General features: G+C 63.4%; 24 protein-coding genes. 11 read left to right on the top strand and 13 right to left on the bottom strand.

Annotated features, from left to right (window positions below):
* Positions 1-73: 73 nt before the first annotated feature.
* Together OX462_RS08930 and OX462_RS08925 are read left to right on the top strand one after the other, a co-directional pair.
* Positions 74-994 carry a LysR family transcriptional regulator gene (locus OX462_RS08930; RefSeq protein WP_240453416.1) on the top strand — a complete coding sequence of 307 codons (921 nt, stop codon included), beginning with the start codon at positions 74-76 and terminating at the stop codon, positions 992-994.
* 64 nt (positions 995-1,058) lie between these two features.
* Positions 1,059-1,592 (top strand): DUF4256 domain-containing protein, encoded by a 534-nt coding sequence (locus tag OX462_RS08925; protein ID WP_121670060.1) that lies wholly within the window; start codon positions 1,059-1,061, stop codon positions 1,590-1,592.
* 11 nt (positions 1,593-1,603) lie between these two features.
* Here the strand turns inward: OX462_RS08925 and OX462_RS08920 are convergent, their stop codons facing one another.
* Complete coding sequence (locus OX462_RS08920; RefSeq protein WP_070288739.1) at positions 1,604-3,760, bottom strand: putative bifunctional diguanylate cyclase/phosphodiesterase; 2,157 nt, start codon at positions 3,758-3,760, stop codon at positions 1,604-1,606.
* A 154-nt stretch (positions 3,761-3,914) separates the two neighbouring features.
* A complete protein-coding gene (locus OX462_RS08915) occupies positions 3,915-4,841 on the bottom strand; it encodes a LysR family transcriptional regulator (RefSeq protein ID WP_070224088.1) in 927 nt (308 codons plus the stop codon).
* A 166-nt stretch (positions 4,842-5,007) separates the two neighbouring features.
* Here OX462_RS08915 and OX462_RS08910 point away from each other — a divergent pair, with 166 nt between their 5' ends.
* The 7 genes from OX462_RS08910 to OX462_RS08880 all read left to right on the top strand — a co-directional run bounded on the left by OX462_RS08910 (position 5,008) and on the right by OX462_RS08880 (position 13,177).
* Positions 5,008-5,709, top strand: a complete 702-nt coding sequence (locus tag OX462_RS08910; protein ID WP_409028207.1) for a pirin family protein — start codon at positions 5,008-5,010, stop codon at positions 5,707-5,709.
* Between the two features lie 27 nt (positions 5,710-5,736).
* On the top strand, positions 5,737-6,123 hold the full coding sequence (locus OX462_RS08905; RefSeq protein WP_070224091.1) for a DoxX family protein: 387 nt from the start codon (positions 5,737-5,739) through the stop codon (positions 6,121-6,123).
* A 156-nt stretch (positions 6,124-6,279) separates the two neighbouring features.
* Positions 6,280-8,517 carry a PhoX family protein gene (locus OX462_RS08900; protein WP_409028206.1) on the top strand — a complete coding sequence of 746 codons (2,238 nt, stop codon included), beginning with the start codon at positions 6,280-6,282 and terminating at the stop codon, positions 8,515-8,517.
* Between the two features lie 220 nt (positions 8,518-8,737).
* Positions 8,738-9,391 carry a GTP cyclohydrolase II gene (gene ribA, locus OX462_RS08895; protein WP_070224093.1) on the top strand — a complete coding sequence of 218 codons (654 nt, stop codon included), beginning with the start codon at positions 8,738-8,740 and terminating at the stop codon, positions 9,389-9,391.
* Positions 9,392-9,459: 68 nt separating this feature from the next.
* Positions 9,460-10,854, top strand: a complete 1,395-nt coding sequence (locus OX462_RS08890; RefSeq protein WP_409028205.1) for a S1 family peptidase — start codon at positions 9,460-9,462, stop codon at positions 10,852-10,854.
* The gene (locus OX462_RS08885) at positions 10,851-11,831 is read left to right on the top strand and encodes an FHA domain-containing protein (RefSeq protein ID WP_409028204.1); all 981 of its coding nucleotides are present in this window, start codon (positions 10,851-10,853) and stop codon (positions 11,829-11,831) included. Before OX462_RS08890 ends, OX462_RS08885 begins: the two co-directional genes overlap by 4 nt.
* A 114-nt stretch (positions 11,832-11,945) precedes the next feature.
* Positions 11,946-13,177 (top strand): IS3 family transposase gene (locus OX462_RS08880; protein WP_409028203.1). Its coding sequence is split into 2 segments (ribosomal slippage): positions 11,946-12,311 and positions 12,314-13,177, totalling 1,230 coding nucleotides; the frame shifts between segments, so codons are not numbered across the junction.
* A 58-nt stretch (positions 13,178-13,235) separates the two neighbouring features.
* Here OX462_RS08880 and OX462_RS08875 read toward each other — a convergent pair.
* Complete coding sequence (locus OX462_RS08875; RefSeq protein ID WP_070224184.1) at positions 13,236-13,892, bottom strand: CCXG family PEP-CTERM protein; 657 nt, start codon at positions 13,890-13,892, stop codon at positions 13,236-13,238.
* A gap of 515 nt (positions 13,893-14,407) precedes the next feature.
* Here OX462_RS08875 and OX462_RS08870 point away from each other — a divergent pair.
* Positions 14,408-14,746 (top strand): MmcQ/YjbR family DNA-binding protein, encoded by a 339-nt coding sequence (locus tag OX462_RS08870; RefSeq protein WP_046683867.1) that lies wholly within the window; start codon positions 14,408-14,410, stop codon positions 14,744-14,746.
* 173 nt (positions 14,747-14,919) lie between these two features.
* Here OX462_RS08870 and OX462_RS08865 read toward each other — a convergent pair whose 3' ends face one another.
* Positions 14,920-15,540, bottom strand: coding sequence for a TetR/AcrR family transcriptional regulator (locus tag OX462_RS08865; RefSeq protein ID WP_070224096.1), 621 nt, complete (start codon positions 15,538-15,540; stop codon positions 14,920-14,922).
* A 90-nt stretch (positions 15,541-15,630) separates the two neighbouring features.
* Between OX462_RS08865 and OX462_RS08860 the strand changes: the two genes are divergently transcribed.
* On the top strand, positions 15,631-16,845 hold the full coding sequence (locus OX462_RS08860; protein WP_409028202.1) for an MFS transporter: 1,215 nt from the start codon (positions 15,631-15,633) through the stop codon (positions 16,843-16,845).
* A 10-nt stretch (positions 16,846-16,855) separates the two neighbouring features.
* On the opposite strand, the gene OX462_RS08855 is transcribed toward OX462_RS08860, so the two are convergent.
* The 9 genes from OX462_RS08855 to OX462_RS08815 are packed head-to-tail and all read right to left on the bottom strand — an operon-like array spanning position 16,856 to position 24,325.
* Entirely contained in the window at positions 16,856-17,158 is a 303-nt protein-coding gene (locus OX462_RS08855; RefSeq protein WP_070288747.1) for a hypothetical protein, read from the bottom strand.
* 57 nt (positions 17,159-17,215) lie between these two features.
* Positions 17,216-18,379, bottom strand: a complete 1,164-nt coding sequence (locus tag OX462_RS08850; RefSeq protein ID WP_409028201.1) for a PQQ-dependent sugar dehydrogenase — start codon at positions 18,377-18,379, stop codon at positions 17,216-17,218.
* A gap of 37 nt (positions 18,380-18,416) precedes the next feature.
* Positions 18,417-18,917, bottom strand: a complete 501-nt coding sequence (ispF, locus tag OX462_RS08845; protein ID WP_409028200.1) for a 2-C-methyl-D-erythritol 2,4-cyclodiphosphate synthase — start codon at positions 18,915-18,917, stop codon at positions 18,417-18,419.
* A 16-nt stretch (positions 18,918-18,933) separates the two neighbouring features.
* Positions 18,934-19,647 carry a 2-C-methyl-D-erythritol 4-phosphate cytidylyltransferase gene (gene ispD, locus OX462_RS08840; RefSeq protein WP_409028199.1) on the bottom strand — a complete coding sequence of 238 codons (714 nt, stop codon included), beginning with the start codon at positions 19,645-19,647 and terminating at the stop codon, positions 18,934-18,936.
* 12 nt (positions 19,648-19,659) lie between these two features.
* Entirely contained in the window at positions 19,660-20,355 is a 696-nt protein-coding gene (locus OX462_RS08835) for a hypothetical protein (protein ID WP_409028198.1), read from the bottom strand.
* Positions 20,356-20,363: 8 nt separating this feature from the next.
* The gene (locus tag OX462_RS08830) at positions 20,364-20,921 is read right to left on the bottom strand and encodes an NUDIX domain-containing protein (protein ID WP_409028197.1); all 558 of its coding nucleotides are present in this window, start codon (positions 20,919-20,921) and stop codon (positions 20,364-20,366) included.
* A 58-nt stretch (positions 20,922-20,979) separates the two neighbouring features.
* A complete protein-coding gene (locus tag OX462_RS08825) occupies positions 20,980-21,303 on the bottom strand; it encodes a DUF2818 family protein (RefSeq protein ID WP_070288753.1) in 324 nt (107 codons plus the stop codon).
* Between the two features lie 3 nt (positions 21,304-21,306).
* A complete protein-coding gene (gene nuoN / locus OX462_RS08820; protein ID WP_070311353.1) occupies positions 21,307-22,809 on the bottom strand; it encodes an NADH-quinone oxidoreductase subunit NuoN in 1,503 nt (500 codons plus the stop codon).
* Positions 22,810-22,825: 16 nt separating this feature from the next.
* The gene (locus OX462_RS08815; protein ID WP_070288755.1) at positions 22,826-24,325 is read right to left on the bottom strand and encodes an NADH-quinone oxidoreductase subunit M; all 1,500 of its coding nucleotides are present in this window, start codon (positions 24,323-24,325) and stop codon (positions 22,826-22,828) included.

The raw sequence follows: 24,325 nt of genomic DNA, 5'->3' as shown, positions 1-24,325 counted from the left end.
AATGGTTCAAGCGGGCCAGTGTATCGAGATAAATACTTTTGATATAGACTCTAATAATGGAAACACCTGTGAAATGGATTCAATAATGGCCAGGCAAGACATCAACCGCGCGTTCGAGATGGCCGTGTTCGTGGCCGTGGTGGAAACGGGCGCCTTTTCCGCCGCCGCGCGCCGCCTGGCCCTGACGCCGTCGGCCGTCAGCAAGCTCGTCAATCGCCTGGAAGCGCGGCTCGGCGCACGTTTGCTCCAGCGCAGCACACGCCAGCTGCACACGACGCCCGAGGGCGACGCCTTCTTCGTGCAGTGCAAGCGCATCCTCGACGATATCGATGGCGCCGAGCGCGAAGCATCGCAGGGCGCCGCGCCGCGCGGACGCCTGCGCATCAACTGTTTCGTGCCGTTCGGCGTGCGCCACCTGCTGCCCATCCTGCCCGAGTTCGCGCAGCGCTATCCCGACATCGTGCTCGACGTGGTCGTCAGCGACGCCATCGTCGACCTGCTGGAAGACCGCACCGACATCGCCATCCGCACGGGCACGCTGAAGGCATCGAACCTGGTGGCGCGCAAACTGGGCGAAGACACGATGGTCGTCGTCGCCTCGCCAGCCTACGCGGCGCGGCACGGCCTGCCGCGCACGCCGCAGGAATTATCTGAACACAATTTATTGGCCTTCAACTTCCGCTGCCAGAACGAAACGTGGCCCTTCCTCGACGGGAGCGGCGGCACCTTGCAGGTGGCGCCGCAGGGCAATACCTGCGTCAGCGATGGCGAAAGCATGCGCCAGCTGGTGCTGGCGGGCATGGGTCTCGGGCGCTTTTCGCGCCAGCACGTGCAGCGCGACATCGAGCAAGGCCGACTCATGCCAGTGCTGCAGGACTACAATCCGGGCGACAAGGAACTCGTGCACGCCGTCTTCGTGGGACCGGGCCTGCAAGTGCCGGCCAGGGTGCGCGTGATGCTCGATTATCTGCTGGAAAAAGTGCAGCTGGGATGAGCGCCGCCCGCCGGCATCGCGTCTTATAATCGGCCATATCGCTGAACTTCCAGGGAGCCGCGCCATGCATGATGACTTGATCCGCACCTTGCAAACCCGCTTCAGCCGGCACATGCACCGCCATCCGGGATGGACCTGGGACAGCGTGCTGGCGCGCTTGAACGCCGCTCCCGCCAGCCTGGTGGCATTGCAGAAAATGGAAGACACGGGCGGCGAACCGGACGTCATCGGGCACGCCGGCGAGACGGACGCCGTCACGTTTTGCGATTGCTCAACAGAAAGCCCGATCGGCCGGCGCAGCCTGTGTTTCGACGCGGCGGCCCTGGCTGCGCGCAAGGCCAACAAGCCGGCCGGCAGCGCGCTCGCCATGGCGCAGGCGATGGGCATCGCCTTGCTGACGCAGGCGCAGTACCGGCAGCTGCAAGAGCTGGAACCGTTCGACCGCAAGACCTCGAGCTGGATCGCCACGCCGGACAGCATCCGGGCGTTGGGCGGCGCCCTGTTTGGCGACCGCCGCTATGACCAGGTCTTCGTCTATCACAACGGCGCCGAATCGTATTATGCGAGCCGGGGCTTTCGCGGACTGCTGCGCGTCTGAGCGACGCCGGTTCAGACCGCCTCTTCCAGGCGCAACTGCCGGCCTTCATCGAGCATCAGCTCGAATTCGGCCGCCGGCACGGCCGGGCTGAACAGATAGCCTTGCAGCTGGTCGCAGCCGAGTTCGCGCAGGAAGCGCATCTGTTCGGCCGTTTCCACCCCTTCGGCGACGATTTCCTGGCGCAGCTGCTGCGCCATGGTGACGATGGCGCGGGCGATGGCGCAATCGTTTTCCTCGAAGGGCAAGCCGATGACGAACGAGCGGTCGATTTTCAATGTGCTGATGGGGAATTTCTTCAGGTAGGCGAGGCTGGAATAGCCGGTGCCGAAGTCATCGAGCGCCAGCGCCAGTCCCATGGCCACCAGCTGGTTCATGATGCCGATGACCTTGTCGGCGCCGCGCATCAGCAGGCTTTCCGTGATTTCCAGCATGATCTGGTCGGGCCGCACCTGGTAGCGCTCGAGTACGGCCGCTATGCGCGCCGGCAACTGTTCATCGAACTGGCGCGCCGACAGGTTGACGGCAATGGCCGGCATGTGCAGGCCACGGTCTTCCCAGCTGCGGATCTGGCGGCACGCCTCGTCCAGCACCCAGGTGCCCAGCTCCAGAATCAGACTGGTTTCCTCGGCGACGGGGATGAAGACGCCGGGCGAAACCATGCCGCGCATCGGATGCTTCCAGCGCAGCAAGGCTTCCGCGCCCACGATGCGTCCGCTGGCCAGGCTCACTTTCGGCTGGTAATGCAATTCCAGCTCCTTGTCGCCGAGCGCCAGCCGCATTTCGCTTTCCAGGCGCAGATGCTCCTTGGCCCTGCGGTTCATGTCTTCGCGGTAGAACAGGAAGGTCGATTCGATGGTCTGCCCCGCCTTGGCCACGGCCACGTCGGCAAAGCGGAACAGGGCCGGCGCTTCCAGGCCGTCTTCCGGATACACGGTGATGCCGATGCTGGCGCCCACGTGCAGCGCGTGCGCGTCGATATTGATCGGCGCCTCGAGCAGGTTGAGCAGCTTTTGCGCCACGTTGGCCGCGTGTTCGCGCTTTTCGATGTGCAGCAGGGCCACGACGAATTTGCTGTTGTCGACCCGCGCCAGGATATCGGCATCGCGCAGGGCGCCGCGGAACAGCTGGCCGATGGCGATCACCAGCTGGTCGCCCACTTCATGGCCCAGCGTGTCGCTGATGGAACCGATGCGGCTGATGTCGATGACCATCAGCGCGCCATGCGTGCCTTGCCGTTTCGCTTCGGCCAGCCCCTGGTCGACCAATTGGTTCAGCAGGCAGCGGTTGGGCAATCCCGTCAGGCTGTCGTAGTTGGCCATGCGCTGCATGCGCGCCTCGGCATCCTTGTGCACCGAGATATCGGAAAACAGGGAAAATACATGGCTGATTTCGCCGAATTCGTCGCGCACGACGCTGATGGTGACGTCTTGCGGGAACAGTTCGCCATTCTTGCGCTTGCCGATGATTTCGCCGCGCCAGGAACCGTGACCGCGCATGGCGGCGCGCACCTTGGCGCGGAAATCCGGGTCGTGCACGCCCGAGCGCAGCAAGTCCGGCGTGCGGCCGATGGCTTCGGCCGGCGAATAGCCGGTGATGCGGGAAAACGAGCTGTTGATCGAGACGATGCGCTCTTCCGCATCCGTGATCAGCACGGCTTGCTCGCTGTCTTCGATGATGCGGGCGTGCAACCGGACCTTGTCGACGTCGGACAGCGGCTCGCTCATGGCCGACAGGCGCACGGCCATGCCGCAGCCCTTGCCCGCCTGGTCGTGGATCACATGGCGGTGCATGCGCAGCCATGTCACCATGCCCGACTTCTTTCGCCGGCGCACATCGGTGGCCACGTCGCCCTGCGTGAAATGCAGTTCCAGCACGCTCGCTTCCGCGTCGTCTTCCGGATACAAAAACAGGATGTGCTGGCCCAGTGCTTCCAGTTCGGAATAACCGAACATCTGTTCGGCACCATGGTTCCAGCCGATCAAAAAGCCGTCGGGATCGATTTCCAGCAAGGCGTCAGGGGGCGCCACGCGCACCACGGGCCGGCTGGCGCCGCGCAGCCGCTCCAGCTCTTCCTCCAGCCGCGCCAGGGTGGCGGCCTGCTGCGGCCCCGCCTGTTCACGGGCATCCTGGGCCAGGCGCAGGCACAGCGCGACCTTCGCCTCAAGCATGGCAACCCCACTCTTGGACCAGGTCAGGGGAAGGGATCAGAGGCGCTGCGGTGTGTGTAATCATCAAAATCCCACTGTGGGGCGTGGAGGTCGGGCGGGAAATACTGTGAATATGGTAACTTAAAAGTGTTGGCGTATGTCAACATTTTAAGACCTACGCCGAATGGCCCGGCAGATGCTGCGCCAGGCGGGCAAACACATCGGGTTCGCGCATGCGCGCCATCCACCAGCGCAGCGCGGCGCCATCCTCGCCCACTCTCCAGGCCAGGTAAAACGTTTCCGACGGTTTCGGCTCTTCCACGGCCTTTTCCACCAGCAAGCCACGCGCGATGGCGGCGCGCGCACACGGCCCCGGCAGGAAGCCAAAGCCCAGCCCCAGCACCTGGTAATCGAACTTGACCTGCATGTTCGGCACGCTCAAGGCATCTTGCCCCAGCAGCAGCCCCACCGTGCGCGGCGCCATCTGGCGCGCCGAATCGGCCACCACCACGGCCCGGTGCTGCTGCAAATGGCCGCGCGACAAGGGTTCGGCCACCTGCGCCAGCGGATGCGTGGGCGCCACGGTAAAGACGAAGTCGAGCATGCCGATCGGCTGCGCGATATAGCCGCCGCCCGCCGGCCCGTCGCCTGGCGCGCCCACCAGCAAATCGGCGCGCCGGTCCAGCAACGCTTCCCAGGTGCCCGACAGGGTGTCTTGCGACAGGCGCAAGCGCGTCTGCTGCGCCACGTCGTAAAAGGCGCGCACGTCGTCGGCCAGGGCCACGGCGGAAAACATGGAATCGATACCGATGGATAATTCCGTTTCCCAGCCGGACGCCACCCTGCGCACGCGGTGCTCGAGGTCCTGCGCCGCCTTCAGCAAATACCTGCCCTCTTTCAGCAATTCCTGGCCAGCCGCCGTCAGCATGACTTTCGGGCCATTGCGCTGGAACACCTGCACGCCCAGGTCGTCCTCGAGCTTGGCCACCGTATAGGAAATGGTGGACGGGACTTTATGCAACTCCTTGCCGGCCGACGAGAACGATCCACGGCGGTCGATGGCGTCGACGATTTGCAGCGCTTCCAGGCTCAGTCTTAACATTCGATTTTTTCGATCATAGGTCGCAAGATTTTCCGTTTTTCTTTCTCTTCTGAGGCGCCTATACTTTGTTCATCGTACAGCGAAGGGCAGAGAGAAGCCAAGGCATAGCGCCAGGCAACGGTCCTTCGAAATTATCGCACATTAACCTTTAGAAACGGAGTTCACCATGTTACAGATTCGTCATAGCGAAGAACGCGGCGCCGCCAACCACGGCTGGCTCAATTCCCACCACAGCTTTTCCTTCGGCAGCTACCACGATCCGCTGCACATGGGTTTTGGCCCCCTGCTGGTGATCAATGAAGACCGGGTCACGCCAGGCCAGGGTTTCGGCACGCACGGCCACCGCGACATGGAAATCATTTCGTATGTCCTCGACGGCGCGCTCGAACACAAGGACAGCATGGGCACCGGTTCCGTGCTGCACTACGGCGATGTGCAGCGCATGAGCGCCGGCAGCGGCGTGCGCCACAGCGAGTTCAATCATTCAAACACGGATGGCTTGCACTTCCTGCAGATCTGGATCCAGCCGAACGTGACGGGCATTCCCCCTAGCTATGAAGAGAAACACTTCACGCCGGAAAGCAAACGGGGCAAGCTGCGTTTGATCGCCTCGTCCGACGGCCGCCAGGGTTCCGTGCTGATCCACCAGAATGCGGCCATCTACGCCAGCATCCTGCAGGAAGGCGAGCAGGCCGAACATGCGCTGGACGAAGGCCGCCTCGCCTACGTGCACCTGATCCGCGGCAGCCTGGTCGTCAACGGCACGCCCTTGAAAGCGGGCGATGCGCTGAAACTGACGCAGGAAGCGGCCGTGATCCTCACGCAAGCAGAGGACGCAGAGTTCCTGGTCTTCGATTTACCGAAATAATTGATAAATACAAAGAAAGAGAAAATCATGGAAAACAGAACCAACGTATTGCTGCCCCTCGGCCGTGCCGCCCTTGGCGTGCTGTTCTTTGTCTCGGGCTTGCTGAAAATCGGCGGCTTTGCGGGGGTGGCCGGCTACATGGCCAGCCAGGGTTTGCCGATCGCCAATATCTTGCTTGTGGGCGTGATTGTGCTGGAAGTGGGCGGCGGCCTGCTGCTGATCACAGGGTGGCAGGCGCGCTGGGCGGCGCTGGCCCTGGCGCTGTTCCTGATCCCGACCACCGTGATCTTCCACGCCTTCTGGAGCGCCGATGCGGCCCACTTCCAGGACCAGCTGACGAACTTCCTGAAGAACCTGTCCATCTTCGGCGGCATGCTCTTGCTGGTGGAGCGCGGCTTTCGCCAGGCCAAGTGAGGCCAAGGCTGCCTGACCGGAGGGCCCCGTCATCGACGCGTCCGGTCCGGCCGGCAGCCTGTCACCGTTTTGTCATCAAGCTGACATGGCGCTGTCACATACGCTGACTATCATGCGGTTGCCTTTAAATCACGCAACCACAGGACATCGCAGCCCATGAACAAGCCCAACGATCTGGCCATCCGCGCCACCGATCTGAACGACATCGACAGCAACGCGTCCCACGACAACCATTTCAACAGCATCCTGAACGCCCGCCTGAGCCGCCGCAACTGGCTGCGCGGCGGCGCCGTCACGGCCGCTACCGCCGTCATGGGTTCGATGGGTCTGTCCGCCTGTGGCGGCGGCAGCGATGCGGCGGCCGTCACGCCGACGCCCACGCCCGAAAAACTGCTGGCCTTCACGGCCGTGCCGAAAAGCCTGGCCGACGTCGTGTCCGTGCCGGCCGGCTACACGGCCACCGCCCTGTATGCGCTGGGCGACTCGCTGCGCGCGGCCACGCCAGCCTACAAGAATGACGGCAGCGATACCGATTTCGACAACCGCGCCGGCGACCACCACGACGGCATGGAATACTACGGCCTGTCCGCCGCCGGCGCGCCGCTGGCCTCCGGCGCCGAACGGGGCTTGCTGGCGATGAACCACGAAGCGACCACGGACGAAAAACTGTCCTCGCACTTCCTGCACGTGAATGGCGGCACCACCACGCTGCCGCGCCCCGCCGCCGAAGTCGACAAGGAAGTGGCCGTCCACGGCCTGAGCGTGGTGGAAGTCAGGAAGACTGGCAGCGCCTGGGCCACCGTCAACGATTCCGCCTTCAACCGCCGCGTCACGCCGCTGACGGACATCGAGCTTGCCGGCCCCGTGCGCGGCAATGCCCTCGTGGTGACCAAGTATTCGCCGACCGGCACCAAGACGCGCGGCACCATCAACAACTGCGGCACGGGCAAGTCGCCATGGGGCAGCTACCTCTCCGGCGAAGAAAACTGGGCCGGCTACTTCACGCGCTCGGCCACCGACAATGCGGCACGCGGCGACAAGTCCGTGGTGTCGCTGAACCGCTATGGCCGCAGCCAGGGCGGCGCCTCGCGCCACGGCTGGGAAACGGGCGGCAGCGACGACAAATACGCGCGCTGGAACCTGAGCAAGATCGGCGCATCAGCCGACGGCAGCGACGATTACCGCAATGAATTGAACGGCATGGGCTACATCGTCGAAATGGACCCGTACGACAAGACCAAGGCGATCCGCAAGCGCACGGCGCTGGGCCGCTACGCGCACGAAAGCGCCGCCTTCAGCGTGCCGACCGTGGGCCAGCAGCTGGCCGTCTACATGGGCGACGATTCGCGCAACGAATACATCTACAAATTCGTCACGACGGCCGTCTGGGCCGCCGCGGATGCGACGCCTGCGGACCGTATCGCCACCGGCGACAAATACCTCGATTCGGGCAAGCTGTACGTGGCCAAGCTGGCCGCCGACGGCACGGGCCAGTGGATCGAGTTGTCCCTGTCGAACGCGCAGATCCAGACGTACGGCGCCTACAAGTTCGCCGACCTGGCCGACGTGCTGGTCAATGCCCGCCTGGCGGCCGACGCCGTGGGCGCGACGAAGATGGACCGTCCGGAATGGTGCTCGGTCAACCCGGCCAATGGCGAAATCTATTACACGCTGACCAACAACTCGAACCGCACCGTCAATCCGAGCGGCTCGTCGCAGCTGGCGCCCGACAGCGCCAACCCGCGCGCCTACACGGACATGAAGGGCAGCAGCGCGCAGAACGGCAATCCGAACGGCCACATCATCCGCTTCAAGGAAGGCACGGGCGCGGCGGCGGCCACCAGCTTTACGTGGGACGTCTACCTGTTTGGCGCCGAGAGCGGCGCCGACGCCAGCAAGATCAACCTGTCGAACCTGACGGCCGACCAGGATTTCTCGAGCCCGGACGGCCTGGCCTTCAGCCCCTACACGGGCATCTGCTGGATCCAGACGGACGATGGCGCGTACACGGATGTGACCAACTGCATGATGCTCGCGGCCATCCCCGGCAAGGTGGGCGACGGCGCCAAGTCCACCCTGAACTACGCCACGGCGGCCGGCGGCAACCTGGCGGTCGACACCTTCATCGGCAAGAAACCCACGGCCGACACGCTCAAGCGCTTCCTGGTGGGGCCGGTCGGCTCGGAAATCACGGGCATCAGCGAAACGCCCGACGGCAAGACCATGTTCATCAATATCCAGCATCCGGGCGAAAACACCGCGCTGGCGAATATCGGCGATCCGTCCAAATACACGAGCCAGTGGCCGGCCAACGCCGGTTACGGCGCCGGCAAGCGTCCCCGCTCGGCCACCATCGTGATCACCAAGAACGACGGCGGCCGCATCGGCAGTTGATGTGACGTGCCTGGCGGCGGCATCCGCCAGGCATAGCCAGACATCGACCTTGTAAAAGGAGGAAGTGCCCCTAAGTAAGGTTCATCACCAGACATTGCAACGACCGAATGGCAACCGGGGAAAACGTTTCCCTGCTTTTTGGTATGATGGCAAGGCGCGCCGGCACCGGAGTGGTGTCGCGCGCCTTTTATTTTTGACAATTACTTATATGAGCACAACCATGCAAAGCGGCGCAGACCTCCTGGCGACAGGCGAATTGGATTACACGACTTCCTGCGCACTGCCGACGCCGTGGGCCCAGTTCACCCTGCACGCCTTTGTCGAACACGCCACGGGCAAGGAACACCTGGCCATGGTGCTGGGCGATATCGGCAACGGCGAACCGGTGCTGGCGCGCGTGCATTCCGAGTGCCTGACGGGCGACGTGCTGTTTTCGCAGCGCTGCGACTGCGGCGCCCAGCTCGAGGGCGCCTTGAAACGCATCGCCGAGGAAGGCCGCGGCATTTTGCTGTACCTGCGCCAGGAAGGGCGCGGCATTGGCCTGATCAATAAAATCCGCGCCTACCGCCTGCAAGAAGCAGGCGCCGACACGGTGCAGGCGAATGAACAGCTGGGCTTCAAGGCCGACGCGCGCAACTACACCTTGTGCAAACCCATGTTTGCGCAATTCGGCATCCACAGCCTGCGTTTGATGACGAACAACCCGCGCAAGATCGCGGCAATGGAAGCGCTGGGCATCACGGTGGCCGAACGGGTGCCGCTGCTGGTCAACCGCAATGCGTTCAACCAGCACTACCTGAATACCAAGCAAAGCAAACTGGGCCACATGATGACGCCGGAAACGGCGCCGGCGCTGGAAGACGGCGCCCTGTAATTACCAACCGGCTAGCCGCCGGCGCGGCAGCGCCCCCCGTTTCGCTCCTGCTCACGCACAAAGGATGCATGAAATTCTCTGACTACGCCTGCTTGCTGGCCAGCCTGTGCGCTGGCGCAGGCGCCCACGCGGCCCCGGCCCCGGCGCCGGCGCCAGCCGCGGCCACCACCGCTTCGACTCCCCCCGCCAAGCCGCCGCCGGCCACCGCCGCGCCCGCCGCCGAACATGCGGCCCTGCCGCCGCCCTCGTCGGCCGCGCAAAAACTGTACACGGCCGCGCGCGCCGATATTTTGCAAGTGCGCGTGCTGCTGAAAAACGGCCGCACGCAGTCGTCCGTCGGCTCGGGCTTTTTGATCGGCACGGGCGACCTGGTGGTGAGCAACTATCACGTCGTGTCGCAATTCGCCCTCGACCCGGACACCTATGTGGGCGAATGGGTCGACACGAGCGGCCAGCGGGGCAATGTGGAATTGCTGGCCGTCGACGTGCTGCACGACCTGGCCGTGCTGCGCGTGAACCGCCACGGCACGGGCTTTTTCAAGATGCCGGAAGCGCTGGCACCGCTGACGCAGGGCCAGTACCTGTATTCGATGGGCAATCCGCTGGACCTGGGTTTCGCCATTTCGGAAGGTTCGTACAACGGCGTCGTCACGCGCAGCTTCTACGACCAGCTGATGTTTACGGGACCGATCAATTCCGGCATGAGCGGCGGCCCCAGCGTCACTGCGAATGGCGACGTCGCGGGCGTGAACGTGTCAAAACGCCTCGACGGCGAACTCGTCAGTTTTCTCGTGCCGGCCCGCTATGCCCAGCAATTGCTGGCCAAGGTGGCGCAGCAAGGCAAGCCGCCGAAAGACTTCAAGCCGCTGGTGACGGCGCAACTGCTGGCGCACCAGGAAGTCATGCTGGCGCGCCTGCTCGACACGCCGTTGAGCCTGAAAGCCATGGGCCCGTACCGCGTGCCCGTGCGCGAGTCCGACCAGATGCGCTGCTGGGGGCGTTCCAACGTCAAGTCCGACAAGCCCTACTTGCTCGACAACACCAGTTGCGCCATGGAGTCGGCCATCTTCATTTCCGGCGCCCTGCAGACGGGGCAAGTGTCGATGCGCCACGAATTCCTGCGCAGCAGCGAACTGGGTCCGCTGCGCTTTTCCGAGCTGGCCAGCGCCTCGTTCAAGAACGAAAGTTTTGGCAGCTACAAGAGCGCGCACCTGACAGGCCCGCAATGCACGGAACAGTTCGTCAAGAACACCACCCTGCCCCTGCGCGCCGTGCTGTGCGTGCGCGCCTACCGCAAGTTTACGGGCCTGTACGACTTTGCCCTGCTGGCCGCCAGCACCGATGAGCCACTGATGAGCCTGCAAAGCCGCATCGACGCGCGCGGCGTGTCCTACGCCAACGGCATGCGCGTCACGCGCACCTTCCTCGAAGCGCTGTCGCGGGAAAGCGGCCGCAAGCCATGAAGCCGCCCTATTACCTTGAAATCCTCGCCGAGAATGGCGAAGTGCAGCGGCGCCAGCGGATGGAGTCCCTGCCGATCCGCATCGGCCGCGGCTATGACAACGACTTCATCCTCGACGATCCGCATACGGCGGCCGAGCACGCCATTGTCGAGGACGATGGCGCAGGCGGCCTGCTGCTGCGCGACCTGGGCAGCTATAACGGCGTGATCCACCGGGGACAGCGGCAAGCGCAAGTGGCCCTGAACGGCAACAGCATCGTGCGCCTGGGCCACACGCGCCTGCGCGTGCGCGCCAGCGACCATCCGGTGGCGCCCGAACTGGGCGACACGACCAGGCACGACTGGGAAGGCTTGCGCCCGGCCGTCGCCGGCCTGGCCATGATCGGCGCTTCGGCCGCCTTCAGCAACTGGCTCAGCGATGCGGACGCCTTCGATCCGATTTCCTACCTGATGATCATCGCCACCGCGCTGGCCGGCGGCCTCGTGTGGTCGTCGATCTGGGCCGTGGCGAACCGTCTGTTCGGCCATGTGGCGCGCTTCGGCCGCCACCTGTTTATCATCGGTTGCGGCTTGCTGGCCATGGAAGTGTGGGAACTGGGCAGCAAGGTGGCGGCGTATGCGTTCTCGCTGGAAGCGCTGACGCGCTACGGACGGCATATGTTCATCGTCATCGTCTGCGCCATGATCTACTACCATCTGTGCACGATCAAGCCCCAGCATCCGCGCCGCTTCGGCCTCGTCGCCGTCGTGCTGGCCATCCTTGGCTCGAGCCTGATTTTGCTGAGTAACCTGCAGATCAGCGGCCGCCTGGCCGACGAGGCGTACATGTCGGCGATCTACCCGCCGGCCTTGCGCCTGAGCCCGGATCACACGACGGATGCCTTCTTCCGCGACGCGGCCAGCCTGCAGCGCGCCGTCGACGCCGAACGGGGCAAGGCGGCCAAGGGCGCCGACGAAGATGAAGACAGCGGCGATTAACGCGCCGCCATGCAAAAAGCCCGCCGTGTCCTGACAGACCGGCGGGCTTTTTTTAAGTGCGTGACCCGTCCTGGAATAAGTTGACACTTTTTCGTCACAGAGAAGGAGTGTCCGATGGAACAAGGGTTTCGACGCAGTCAGCGAGATTACAGCCTGGCTTTTAAATTGAGCGTTGTCGAGCAGGTTGAAAAAGGCGAGATGACGTACAAGCAGGCGCAAACGCGCTACGGAATACAGGGTCGGTCGACAGTTTTGGTATGGTGTCGCAAACACGGCCTGCAGGATTGGACGCATCCCAGGGGCCGAAGCGAACGGAGAGCGACCATGACAGACACACCAGTCAGGCCACTGACGCCAGAGCAGCGCATCAAGGAGCTGGAGCGTCAGCTCAAGGAAGAAAAACAGAAATCCGCGCTGTTCGAGGCGGTTCTCGACGTCCTGCGTGACGAATACGGGGTGCCGGTAAAAAAGCCTTTGGGCAGGTCATCGCGCGCAAGCAAGTCGAAGGATTAAGCGTCGAACGGGCCTGCCGCTGTGTCGGCATCAGCCGCCAAGCGTATTACCAGCGCCGTCAGCGCGAGCGACATTGCCTGGACAGGGCGCAAACTGTCGTCAAGCTGGTGCAGCCGATACGCCTGCGCCAGCCACGCATCGGCACGCGCAAGCTGCACAGCATGCTCGGCGCAGCCTTTTCCGGTGCAAAAATCAAATTGGGACGCGATGGACTCTTTGATATCTTGCGCCAGGAGCGGCTGCTGGTGCAACCACAGCGGGCCTATCATAAGACCACGAATAGCCATCACCGCTTCCGGCGCCATCCCAATTTACTCAAGGAGGGGCCGGGACAAGTGCTCGCCACGCGGCCGGAGCAGGTGTGGGTAGCCGATATCACGTATCTCCCGACCGCCGGAAAATTCGTCTATCTGAGCTTGGTAACGGATGCGTATTCGCGCAAGATCGTGGGCTATCACGTGCACGCAAGCCTGCAAACCGAAGAGGTCAGCGAGGCCTTGAAGATGGCCCTGCGAGCACGACAGCGCAAGACGCCGCTGATCCATCATTCAGACAGGGGCATCCAGTACTGCTCGACTTACTATCAAGAAATTCATCGTCGTCATGGACTGACTTGCTCCATGACCGACGGCTACGACTGCTATCAGAATGCGCTGGCCGAACGTATCAACGGCATTCTGAAAGGCGAGTTCTTGCTGAATCGACCTGCAGACCTGAAACAGGCGAGCAAAATGGTGGCGCAATCGGTGCGGATATACAACCAGGAACGACCACATACGGCCTTGAAGTACAAAACGCCCGATGCGGTGCATCGGGCGTTTGTACAGCAATAAATACTGTCAACCTATTTTAGGACTGGACAGCGCCGCGAGGCGCGCAGCGTATCGCTGTTTAGAACTTGGCTTCCTGCTTGCGGCGCGCCGTAAAGCCCAGCAAGCCCAGGCCGACCAGCAGCATGGCGTAGGTGGTTGGCTCAGGGACGGCCGAGATCAAGCCATCGTTGGCGCCGAAGCTGACGAAATTGTTGTTGCCCGCCTTGAACTGCGCTTGCTGGCCGCCATCGCAGCAACCTTCCAGGCCATAGATGCTCAGGGTATGGTTACCCGCCGACAAGGCGCTCGAACCGCTGAGGAACTGGCTGCCATTGTTGTAGTTGCCTGCCCACCACATGTCATTGCTCTTGAAGTCCAGCGCCACGCCATCGAGGAACAGGGCGCCGCCCTTGCCGAAGTCGACGCCGCTGCGGAAGCTCCAGGCGCCCGCATCGGCCGCGCTGACGCCAAAGTTGATGACGGATTTGAAGGCGATGTTCGAGCCGCTGCCGAACAGGCCGCTGTTGTTGACGTTATCGTAGCTGGCAATCGTCGTCGAGCCATAGCCGGCGCCTGGCGTGGCCACGGCCGCGTTCACGGCGGATTCATAGGCGGCGGCGGAGCTTTGCGCGCCAGCGTTCGAATAGCCGGTGGACACGGTGATGGTGCTGGCGTTCGCGTGGGCAAACGCACCGACAACGATCAGGGACAGGGCGATTTTAGGCAAGTTTTTCATGATGGTATCCAGTAAGTAAGTATTCAGTGGGCGCAGCAAGGGGCACTGGAGCTGAATACACGCTGCATTGAGGCGTGTCGGCATAGCGCCAGGAATTGCAAGGATGAGCGGTCGGGGGCGTGAACTTCCGCGTGACAGTGCGGACTTGCGGCGTGCCATGGCGGCACTGCAAGCGTCCTGGAAAGGGTTCGGGTTCCCGGGACAAGGCCAGACAATTGACGGGTCAGGTAAGACGATGGAGCTATTCTAGCGTAAATTCCCCAGAAGAAAAGTATTTTTCTTTTGACCATGAAAGATATTTTTCTGGCAATCACCTGCCCGGCAGCAGAAAAGCGCCAGCTTCCACTCTGGCGCGACGGCCATCTGCGGCGCGCGGCATGTCGCGGCGGCACCACAGATCAGGCCGTCAGTGTCGCATCGCGCGCATTTCTTTTCGCATGCCGCTGCACCACGGGGCGAAACAGCATGGCAAAATGTAGTCACGCTGCTATCTGTCCGATGAGGGGGAAAGAGGAATGGTCGACCTGGAAGAACTACGCTATCTGGCACTGTCGTTTCCCGACACGAGCGAGGAAGAACACCACGACCGTCCAGCCTTCCGCGTGGGCGGGAAGATCTTTGCCACCCTGCCCGATGACGAGCACATCAACGTGCTGCTCGATGCGGAAGCGGCGCATATCGCCACCGTCATCACGCCATCCGGCTGCGAGAAACTCTGGTGGGGCGAACGCCTGGCCGGCATCACGGTATGCCTGGCGGACGCGGAGCTGGACATGCTGGCCGCCGCCCTGACAGCCGCCTGGCGGCGCAAGGCACCGAGCGACCTGGCCAAGACCATCGCCCCGACGGGCTAAGTAACCCCCAATAAATTATTGTGATTTCTGACTGCCATAATCGGCGCTCTGCAAGGTGGCCGACGAGGCTTGCTCACTGCTAGCAGTGCCCGCACTGCGTCGCAGCGAGCGCCTTGCATAGCATCCGGTTCTGTTCGTCATAAATTCACACTAATTTCCCGAGGATTGCTTAGTTACATCGGCCAATTGCGCAGCAGCAAGCCCACCATTTGCTGCAATTGCTCGCGCGAGACGCCGGCGGCCGCCTGGATGGCCATGCCCTGCGACAAGGTCACGACAAAGCGCGCCTGCTGCTCCGGGCAGGAATCGGGCGGCAAATCCCCCTCCTCCTTCGCGCGCCGCAGGCGGTCGCGCAATTTGATTTCACCGCGCAGCCGGCGCGCGAACAATTCATCGCGGATCGGCAAGGCATCGTCGCTGCAGGCCAGCGCCGCATTGACGCCCATGCAGCCGTGCGGGCCGTCCGGCATGGTTTGCGCGTCGACATACTGCGTCAGCAGGGCTTCCACCACCTGGCGCGCCGTCGGCTGTTCCAGCGCCGCATCGAAAAACCGCATGCGCGTGTCGCTGTAGCGCTCGAGCGCCTTGTGGAACAATTGCTCCTTGTTGCCGAAGACGGCATACAGGCTGGGCCGGTTCATGCCCATGGCCTTCGTCAATTCCGGCAGGGAACTGCCCTCATAGCCCTTTTCCCAGAACACTTTCATGGCGCAATCGAGCGCCTCGTCCGCGTCGAACGTGCGTGGCCGCCCCGTTTTCGCCTTGACGACTTCCTCTTTTTTATCTTGTTTCATACCGTTCGGTAAAAAATTATTGACAACACTGTCTGCCTGCCCCGATTATATACCGACCGGTTAAAAACCTCCCGGCTTTTCAGGAACCCTATGCACACACCTTCCAACACCTCTGCCGACGATACCACCGTGGCGCCGTGGCTGGCCGTCTTATCGGTCGGCATCGGCGCCTTCGCCCTCGTCACTTCCGAATTCCTGCCCGTCGGCCTGCTGCCCGCGATGGCCGCCGAACTGGCCATCAGCAAGGGCCAGGCGGGGCTGATGATCACCACGCCCGGCATCGTTGCCGCGTTCGCCGCCATCTTCGTCACCGTCGGCTCGGGCCGGCTGGACCGCCGCATCGTGTTGCTGGCGCTCACCGCCCTGCTCGTCGTCTCGAACCTGCTCGTGGCGCTGGCGCCCTCGTATGCGTGGATACTGCTGGGCCGCGCCATGCTGGGCGTGGGCGTGGGCGGTTTCTGGGCCATCGGCAGCGCCATCGGCCCGCGCCTGGTGGCGCCGCAACATGCGTCGCGCGCCATGTCCATCATCTTCGCCGGCGTCTCGCTGGGCACGGTGGCGGGCGTGCCGGCCGGCGCGCTCGTGGGCGAGCTGGTGGGCTGGAGGGTCGCCTTCGGCGCGGCCAGCGCCATTGCCGTGCTGGTCTTCATCGGCCAGCTCTTGCTGCTGCCCAAGCTGCCGCCGACGCAGGCCATCCGCCTGCGCCAGCTGCCGATGATTTTCGGCATCCGCAAGGCCAGGCTGGGCCTGATCGCCACGGCCATGCTCTTCACGGGCCAGTTCGCCGCCTACACGTATATCGCGCCCTTCCTCACGCAAATCTCGCACCTGGCGGCCGGCACGGTCAGCGCCATGCTGCTCGTCTACGGCGCTTCCGGCTTCATCGGCAACCTCGTGGGGGGCTGGGGCGCCGGCCGCTACGAACGGGCCGCGCTGATGGTCACGGGCGCCGTGCTGGGCCTGTCCACCCTGGCCCTGGCCGCGTTCGGCAGCCATTCCGTGACGGCCATGCTGCTGGTGGCCGTCTGGGGCTTCGGTTTCGGCGCCATGCCGATCGCCGTGCAAACGTGGATGTTCAAGGCGGCGCCCCACTTGATGGAGGGCAGCAGCGCGCTGTTCGTTGCTATAGTGCAAGTGTCGCTGGCATCGGGCGCCTTGCTCGGCGGCATGGCCGTCGACCGGCTGGGCGTGTCGAGCGCGATGGTGGTGGGCGGCCTGTTCGCCCTCGGCTGCGCCTTGACGATCGCGCTGTTCGGCAAACCGCAGGCCAGCGCCAAGGCCGGCGCGGCCTGCCCAGCGTCGTAGGGCCGTGGCTTCAGATGCGGCCGCGGCGGAATTCGCCGAGGAATTTCGTCACTTCGGACGGCGTCATGGGCACGTCCGCATCGCCGTGATAGGCATACAGGAAGGGCGTGCCGCCCAGGCGGTCCGTCAGCTTGGCAAAGAGTAAAAAGCGGCTGCCCAGCGGATAGCGCTGCAGGTCGACCAGGCGGCGCGAGCACTGCACGGCCAGTTCGGGAGAGAAGGCCTGGCCCGGCACGGGGCGGATTTCCACGCGGCCATGAATCGCGCGCGATTCGACGGCAACATGCCGGTATGCATAAGTATCACGGGCCATGCCGCCACCTTGAATGAAATAAAGGCGCCATCTTAAGCGAAGATGGCGCCTGGCGTATTACCGCGGCACGATGCGCAGCAGTCGGCCATTGTCTTCGTCCGTCAGCGCATACAGGTAGCCATCCGGTCCCTGGCGCACGTCGCGCACGCGCGCGCCGATGTCCAGGCGGTCCTGGCCCGTCACCTTGCCGTTCGCATCGACGGCGATGCGGCGGATATCCTTGGCCGCCAGGCCGCCGCTGAAGATGCTGCCGCGCCAGGCGGCGATCTTGTCGCCCGTATAGACGGCCAGCCCCGACGGGGCCGGCGACGGCACCCAGGCCACGCTCGGATTGAGCATGCCGGGCACCTCATGCTTGCCGACGGGTTCATGCGTCTTGTAGTCGGCGCCGTAGCTTTGCAGGGGCCAGCCATAGTTGCCGCCCGCCACCACCAGGTTCAGCTCGTCGCCGCCATACGGACCGTGTTCCGTGGCCCACACGCGGCCGGAAACAGGGTCGAGTGCCAGGCCCTGCACGTTGCGGTGGCCGTACGACCAGATTTCCGGCAAGGCCCCCTTGGCGGCCAGCGGATTGCCGGGCGCCGGTTTACCGTCTTGCGTCAGGCGCAGGATGGAGCCCTGGTGCGTGGCGAGGTTTTGCGCCTGCTCGCGCGCCAGGCGGTCACCGATGCGCAGCGGCGGATTGCCGCCATCGGCCACGCTCATCAGCAAAGTGCCGTCCGGCAGCCACAACAGGCGCGAACCGAAATGCTGGCCGCCGCTCTTGTCGGCCGCCACCTTGAACAGGGTCTCGATGCCCGTCACCTTCTTGCCGTCGAACACGCCGCGCACGAGGGTCGTGCGGTTCGCGTCATTCGTGCCCGTCGACACCGTCATGTAGACGCGCGGGTTCGGCTTGCCCGCATCCTGCGGATGCAGCACGATATCGAGCAAGCCGCCCTGCCCGCCCGTAAACACCTTGGGCATGCCTTCCAGCGCCACGTCCTCGAATGTCTTGCCAGTAAGCAGATGCAAGGTCCCCTGCTTGCTGGTAACGAGCGCGCGGCCCTCGCCCAGCCAGGCGATGCCCCACGGCTGGCGCACGCCCTGCGCGACGGTCTCGGCCTTCCAGCCTTGTCTGGCGGCGGGCGGCTCGCCCGTGGCTTGCAGTTCGGCCCAGGCCGCTGGCGCGGCAGTCAATGCCAGTGCAAGCGCGATACCGGTACGGCGTAACTGGAACATGGCGACTCCTGTCGTTAATCGATCAATGGTTGGCGTCTCAGGCGCGCAGCAGCAGGGCCACGGCTTCTGCCGCGATGCCCTCTTCCCGCCCAAGGTAGCCCAGTTTTTCATTCGTCTTGGCCTTGATATTGACCTGGCCCACGGTCACACCGAGGTCTTCGGCCACGTTCGCGCACATGGCGGCGATGTGCGGCGCCATTTTCGGGCGCTGGGCGATGATGGTGGCGTCGATATTGCCGATGATATAACCGGTCGCTTGCACGCGGCGCACGGCTTCGCGCAGCAGGGTGCGCGAATCGGCGCCCTTGAATTGCGCGTCCGTGTCGGGGAAGTGGCGGCCGATGTCGCCCAGCGCGGCGGCGCCGAAGATGGCGTCCGTAATCGCGTGCAGCAGCACGTCCGCGTCGGAGTGGCCGAGCAAACCGACGTGATGGGGAATTTTCACGCCGCCGATGATCAGGTCGCGGTGCTCCACCAGCGCGTGGCAGTCATAGCCCTGGCCGATGCGGAAAGGGAGGTCGGGAGTCGTTGTGTGCATGCAGGTCTTTCTGGAGTCAAGGATGGGCCAAATACAGCTCGGCCGTGTGGATGTCGCGCGGCAGGGTCACCTTCAGGTTGCGCGGGTGGCCTTCGACCAGTTTCGGTGCCAGGCCCAGCGCTTCGACGGCGCTGGCGTCGTCCGTGATCGCCAGCGGATCGGGCGCTTCGGATAGTGCCCGGTGCAGCAAGGCATAGCTGAACATTTGCGGCGTCTGCGCCAGCCAAAGATGATCGCGCGGCACCGTCTGCGCCGACACATTGGCGGGGCCGGCCCGCTTGACGGTATCGACCACGGGCAAGGCCAGCAAGCCGCCGGCCGGGTGGTCGCCCACTTCCATGATCAGCTTTTCGATCAGCGCCGGCGTCAGGCCGGGCCGGGCCGCGTCGTGCACCAGCACCTGGTCATGGGCATCGATGCTGCCGTGCACGGCGTGCAAGCCATTCAGGATGCTGTCCATGCGCGTGGCGCCGCCGCAGCGCAGCACGGTGACGCCATGCCCCGCGCCCTGCTCCGGCACGACGGCGTCGATCTGGCCATCCTCGGCGCTGACGACGACATAGGTGTGCGCGATCAGGGGGCTGGCGAGAAAGGCGTCGAGCGCGTGGCGCAGCATGGGTTTGCCGGCGATGGCCAAATATTGCTTGGGACTGCCCGCTTCCATGCGCGCACCCACGCCGGCGGCAGGGATCAGGGCAAAATAACGGACGGTGTTCGATGCTGCGGTCATGCCACTCCTTGTCTAGTTGGCGGGCGCTGTCTTGCCCGACAGGATGTTCTGGATTTCGCCCTTGCACGCCTTGCCCAGGCGCGCATATTCTTGCGGCGAATCGATGGCGGCCTGCAAGGTTTCCACCTTGCGCATTTCCGCCTTGATATACGGCAACCAGCCCGTATCGATTTCGCGCGCCAGCGCCGCCTTGGCCGTGCCGCTGGGCGCGTACAGGGGCCGCGCCTCGAAGCGTCTGGCCAGCGCGGCGCGCACGGTCTTTTCCACGCGCGGCAAGTGTTCCATATAGGTTTTCATGTGCCGCAGCTCGTGCGCGAGTATCTCATCATACGCGCACGTGCCGGGGGCAAATTCGCGGCCGATATAGATCACTACGGGCGCATATGTCAGGCTCACGGTAATCTGCGGCGCCACGCATTCATAGCCGCTGGCCGGGTCTTGCAGCATGGGACCGGCCAGCGCGATGGCCACGCGCGAATCCGTCTTCGTCAGGCCCAGCACCCAGGTGTTCGCGCGCGCCGTGCCCTTCATCACCGTCAGGGCCTTGTACGGCAGATGCGTGTCGATGCTGTAGCCGTTCTGCTGCACCGTCAGCACGGACACCGTCTTGCTGATCGTGTCTTCGCAGCGCACCTGGAACGGCGTGCGCGCTGCCGCCTGCGCGTCCAGGGCGCCGCCGGCCAGCAGCAGGAGGAGAGCCGCGCGCATGTGCGGAATCAGGCCGCTTGCCAGGCGCCGCTGGTAATCTTGTCGAGCCAGAAGATGCCGATGACGGTCTTCACGTCCGTGATCGTGCCATCCCTGACCCAGTCGAGCAGCTGCGGCACGGTGGCCGTAAACGTTTCCAGGAATTCGCCTTCGTCGAGCTGGCGTTCGCCGGCCACGAGTCCGCGCGCCAGAAACAGTTCCAGGTGCTCGTCGGAATAGGCGATGGCGTTGTGGATGGTGGACACGAATTGCCAGTCGCTGGCCGTGCAGCCCGTCTCTTCCAGCAGTTCGCGCTGGGCGCAGGCCAGGTGCGACTCGCCCGCATCGATTTTACCAGCAGGAAATTCGATGAAGACCCGGTCCAGCGGATAGCGGTACTGGCGTTCCATCAGCACCGTGCCGTCGTCGAGCAGCGGCAGGATCACGACGGCGCCCGGATGCAGGACGAATTCGCGCGCCGTGATCTTGCCGTCCGGCAGTGCAACGCGGTCGCGCTGCACGCGCAGGAAGCCGCCCTGGTAGACGAGCTCGCCGTCGACCTTGGTTTCAATCAGATTCGTATCCATGGAATTCCTTTATTCAATAAAAAACGGCGCCAGAGGCGCCGCTTTCGGAGGATGGTGCCTAGCGGCGTTTACGCAGATAACGAGTCACGAAACCTGGGAAAGCCAGCACCAGGAACAGGCATCCCGTGATGGCATAGAACTCCCACGTCTGCGGGAAACCGTTGCCGATGCGCGCTTCGAGGGCGAACGCCACGGCGCCGACGATGAAGTACAGAATCACCATCTCCAGCAGGCGCAGCGCCAGCGGCTTGCGCCAGCCCTGCTCCGCTTGCGCCGCCTTTTTCAGCGGCACGGCGGCAAACAGTTTCTCGTTCAGGAAAGGCAGGTTGGCGCCCAGGATGCCCAGGGCGATCACCAGCCAGCTCGAGGCGGTGACATCCATCGGTCAGGACGCCAGGGTCTTGGTGATGGCGGTCGCGCAGGCAGCCAGGATGCTGTTAGGCATCACACCGAGGGCCAGAACGAACACGCCGTTCAGTGCCAGCACGACGCGCATGTCGCCATGCACGACCAGCGCGTTGCTGTCGGTCGGCTCGTCGAACCACATCATTTTCACGACGCGCAGGTAGTAGAAGGCGCCGATCAGCGAGAACAGCACGGCGGCGATGGTCAGCCACAGCTGGCCCGTCGCCAATACCGATGCGAGCACCGAGTACTTGGCCATGAAGCCCATCAGCGGCGGCACGCCGGCCAGCGAGAACATGAACAGGGTCATCACCAGCGCGAAGATCGGGCTGCGTTTGCCCAGGCCCTTGAAGTCGGCCAGTTCTTCTGCTTCGAAACCATTACGTGCCAACAACATGATCACGCCAAACGTACCCAGGGTGGTGAACACGTAGGTGATGACGTAATACATCGAGGCGCCATAGGCGGTGGCTGCGCCAGCCGCGTTCAGCGTGTTGTTCGGCGCGTCGACGGTACCGGACAGCAAGCCCAGCAGGACGAAGCCCATTTGCGCGATGGTCGAGTACGCCAACATGCGCTTCAAATTCGTTTGCGCGATGGCGGTGAAGTTACCGATGGCCAGCGACATCACGGCCAGCACCAGCAGCATCTGCTGCCAGTCATGCGCCATCGGCAGCAAGCCTTCGGCCAGCAAGCGCAGGGTGATGGCGAAGGCGGCCAGTTTCGGCGCCGCGCCCAGCAGCAGGGTCACGGCCGTCGGCGAACCTTGATACACGTCAGGCACCCACATGTGGAATGGCACGACGCCCAGTTTGAAGGCCAGGCCGGCTACCAGGAACACCAGGCCGAAGACCATGATGGTGCCGTTGGTCTTGCTGTTTTCCAGCGCCACGCGCAATTCGCCCAGGTCCAGCGTGCCGGATGCGCCGTACAGCATCGAGATACCGTACAACATGAAACCGGAAGCCAGCGCGCCCAGGATGAAGTATTTCATGGCAGCTTCCGTGGCCTTGGCATTGTCACGGCGCAGAGCGATCAGCGCGTACAGCGACAGCGACATCAGTTCCAGACCCAGGTAGATGATCAGGAAGTTGTTGGCCGAGATCATGATCATCTGGCCCAGCAGTGCAAACAGGGCCAGCACGTAGAACTCGCCGCCCAGGTTGCCCGACAGCATGCTGCGGTCGGTGGCATAGGCGCGCGAGTAGATCAGGGTCAGCGCCACGGCGCCGTACGAGAACAGTTTCAGCAGCTGCGACATCGGGTCCGACACGAACATATTGTGGAACGTGTAGACGGTGGTGCCCGCGTTGAAGTCGCCCACGGTCAGCAAGGCGCAGCCGGCCAGGGTCAGCAGCGACAGCGCATAGGTGATCGAACGCTTCGCCGCAGGCAAGAACATATCGATCAGCAAGAGCGCCGACGTGGCGATCAGCAGAAAGATTTCCGCGTACAGCGGTACCAGATTAGGTGCATTAGTCATGTTATCGGTCTTCTATTTAAGGCAACTTGCTGATGGCGACATGCTGCAGCAGGTCGGCAACCGAAGTTTGCATCGTGTCGGTGAACGGGGCTGGGTACAGACCCATCACGAGCACGGCGATGGCCAGCACAGCAAGCATGAAGAATTCACGTTTGTTGATATCGGTCAGTTCGGCCACATGCTTGTTCTTGATCTTGCCGAACACCACGCGCTTGGCCATCCACAGCGAGTACGCCGCGCCCCAGATCAATGCCGTCGCAGCCAGCAAGCCGATCCAGAAGTTGTATTGCACCGCGCCCAGGATCACCATGAACTCGCCGACGAAGCCGGACGTCGCTGGCAGACCGCAGTTGGCCATCGAGAACAGCACGAAGAAGGCGGCAAATTTCGGCATGCGGTTCACGACGCCGCCGTAGTCGGCGATGTTGCGGGTATGCATGCGGTCATACAGTACGCCGATGCACAGGAACATCGCGCCGGAGATGAAGCCGTGCGAGACCATCTGCACGATACCGCCCTGCACCGAAATGTCGTTGAACATGAAGAAGCCCAGGGTGACGAAGCCCATGTGCGCGATCGACGAATAGGCGACCAGTTTTTTCATATCGGTCTGCACCAGGGCAACCAGACCGATGTAGATGACGGCGATCAGCGACAAGGCGATCATGAAGCCCGACAGGTAGTGGCTGGCGTCCGGCGTGATCGGCAGCGAAAAACGCAGGAAGCCGTAGGCACCCAGTTTCAGCATGATGGCGGCCAGCACGGCGGAACCGCCCGTCGGCGCTTCCACGTGGACGTCCGGCAACCACGTGTGGACCGGGAACATCGGCACTTTCACGGCAAACGCCATCAGGAACGCCAGGAAGATGAAGATCTGCTCGTTCATCGACAGCTTGAACGCATGCCAGGCCAGGATGTCGAAGGTGCCCGACACATTGCGCAGGTAGATGATGGCAACCAGGGTCAGCAGCGAACCGAAGAAGGTGTACAGGAAGAACTTGAACGACGCGTACACGCGGTTCGAACCGCCCCAGATACCGATGATGATGAACATCGGGATCAGGGTTGCTTCAAAGAAGAAGTAGAACAGCAAGCCGTCCAGCGCGCAGAACACGCCGATCATCAGGCCCGACAGGATCAAAAACGAGCCCATGTACTGGGCGATGCGCTTCTCGATCACTTGCCAAGCCGAAATGACGACGATGACCGTGATGAAGGCCGTCAGCGGCACGAACCACAGCGACAGGCCGTCGATACCCAGCGAGTACCAGATATTGAAGGTTGCTATCCACGGCGCTTTTTCGACGAATTGCATGCCGTGCGCGGCGTTGTCGAAATGCTGGATCAGCGGCAAGGTGCACAGCATGCTGAGCACGGCGCCAGCCAGCGACAGCCAGCGGGTAAAGCCCGCTTTGCTGTCACGGCCAAGAGCCAGGATCAGGACGCCGCAAATGATCGGCACCCAGATCGACAGACTCAGGTAAGGAGGTAGTGTAGAAATCGTAGACTGCATCAT

Origin of the sequence: Janthinobacterium aestuarii, from assembly GCF_046113285.1 — a bacterium.
GTDB lineage: Bacteria > Pseudomonadota > Gammaproteobacteria > Burkholderiales > Burkholderiaceae_D > Janthinobacterium.
Note: the sequence above shows the minus strand (reverse complement) of the source record. Positions and strands in the feature narration are given on the sequence as shown.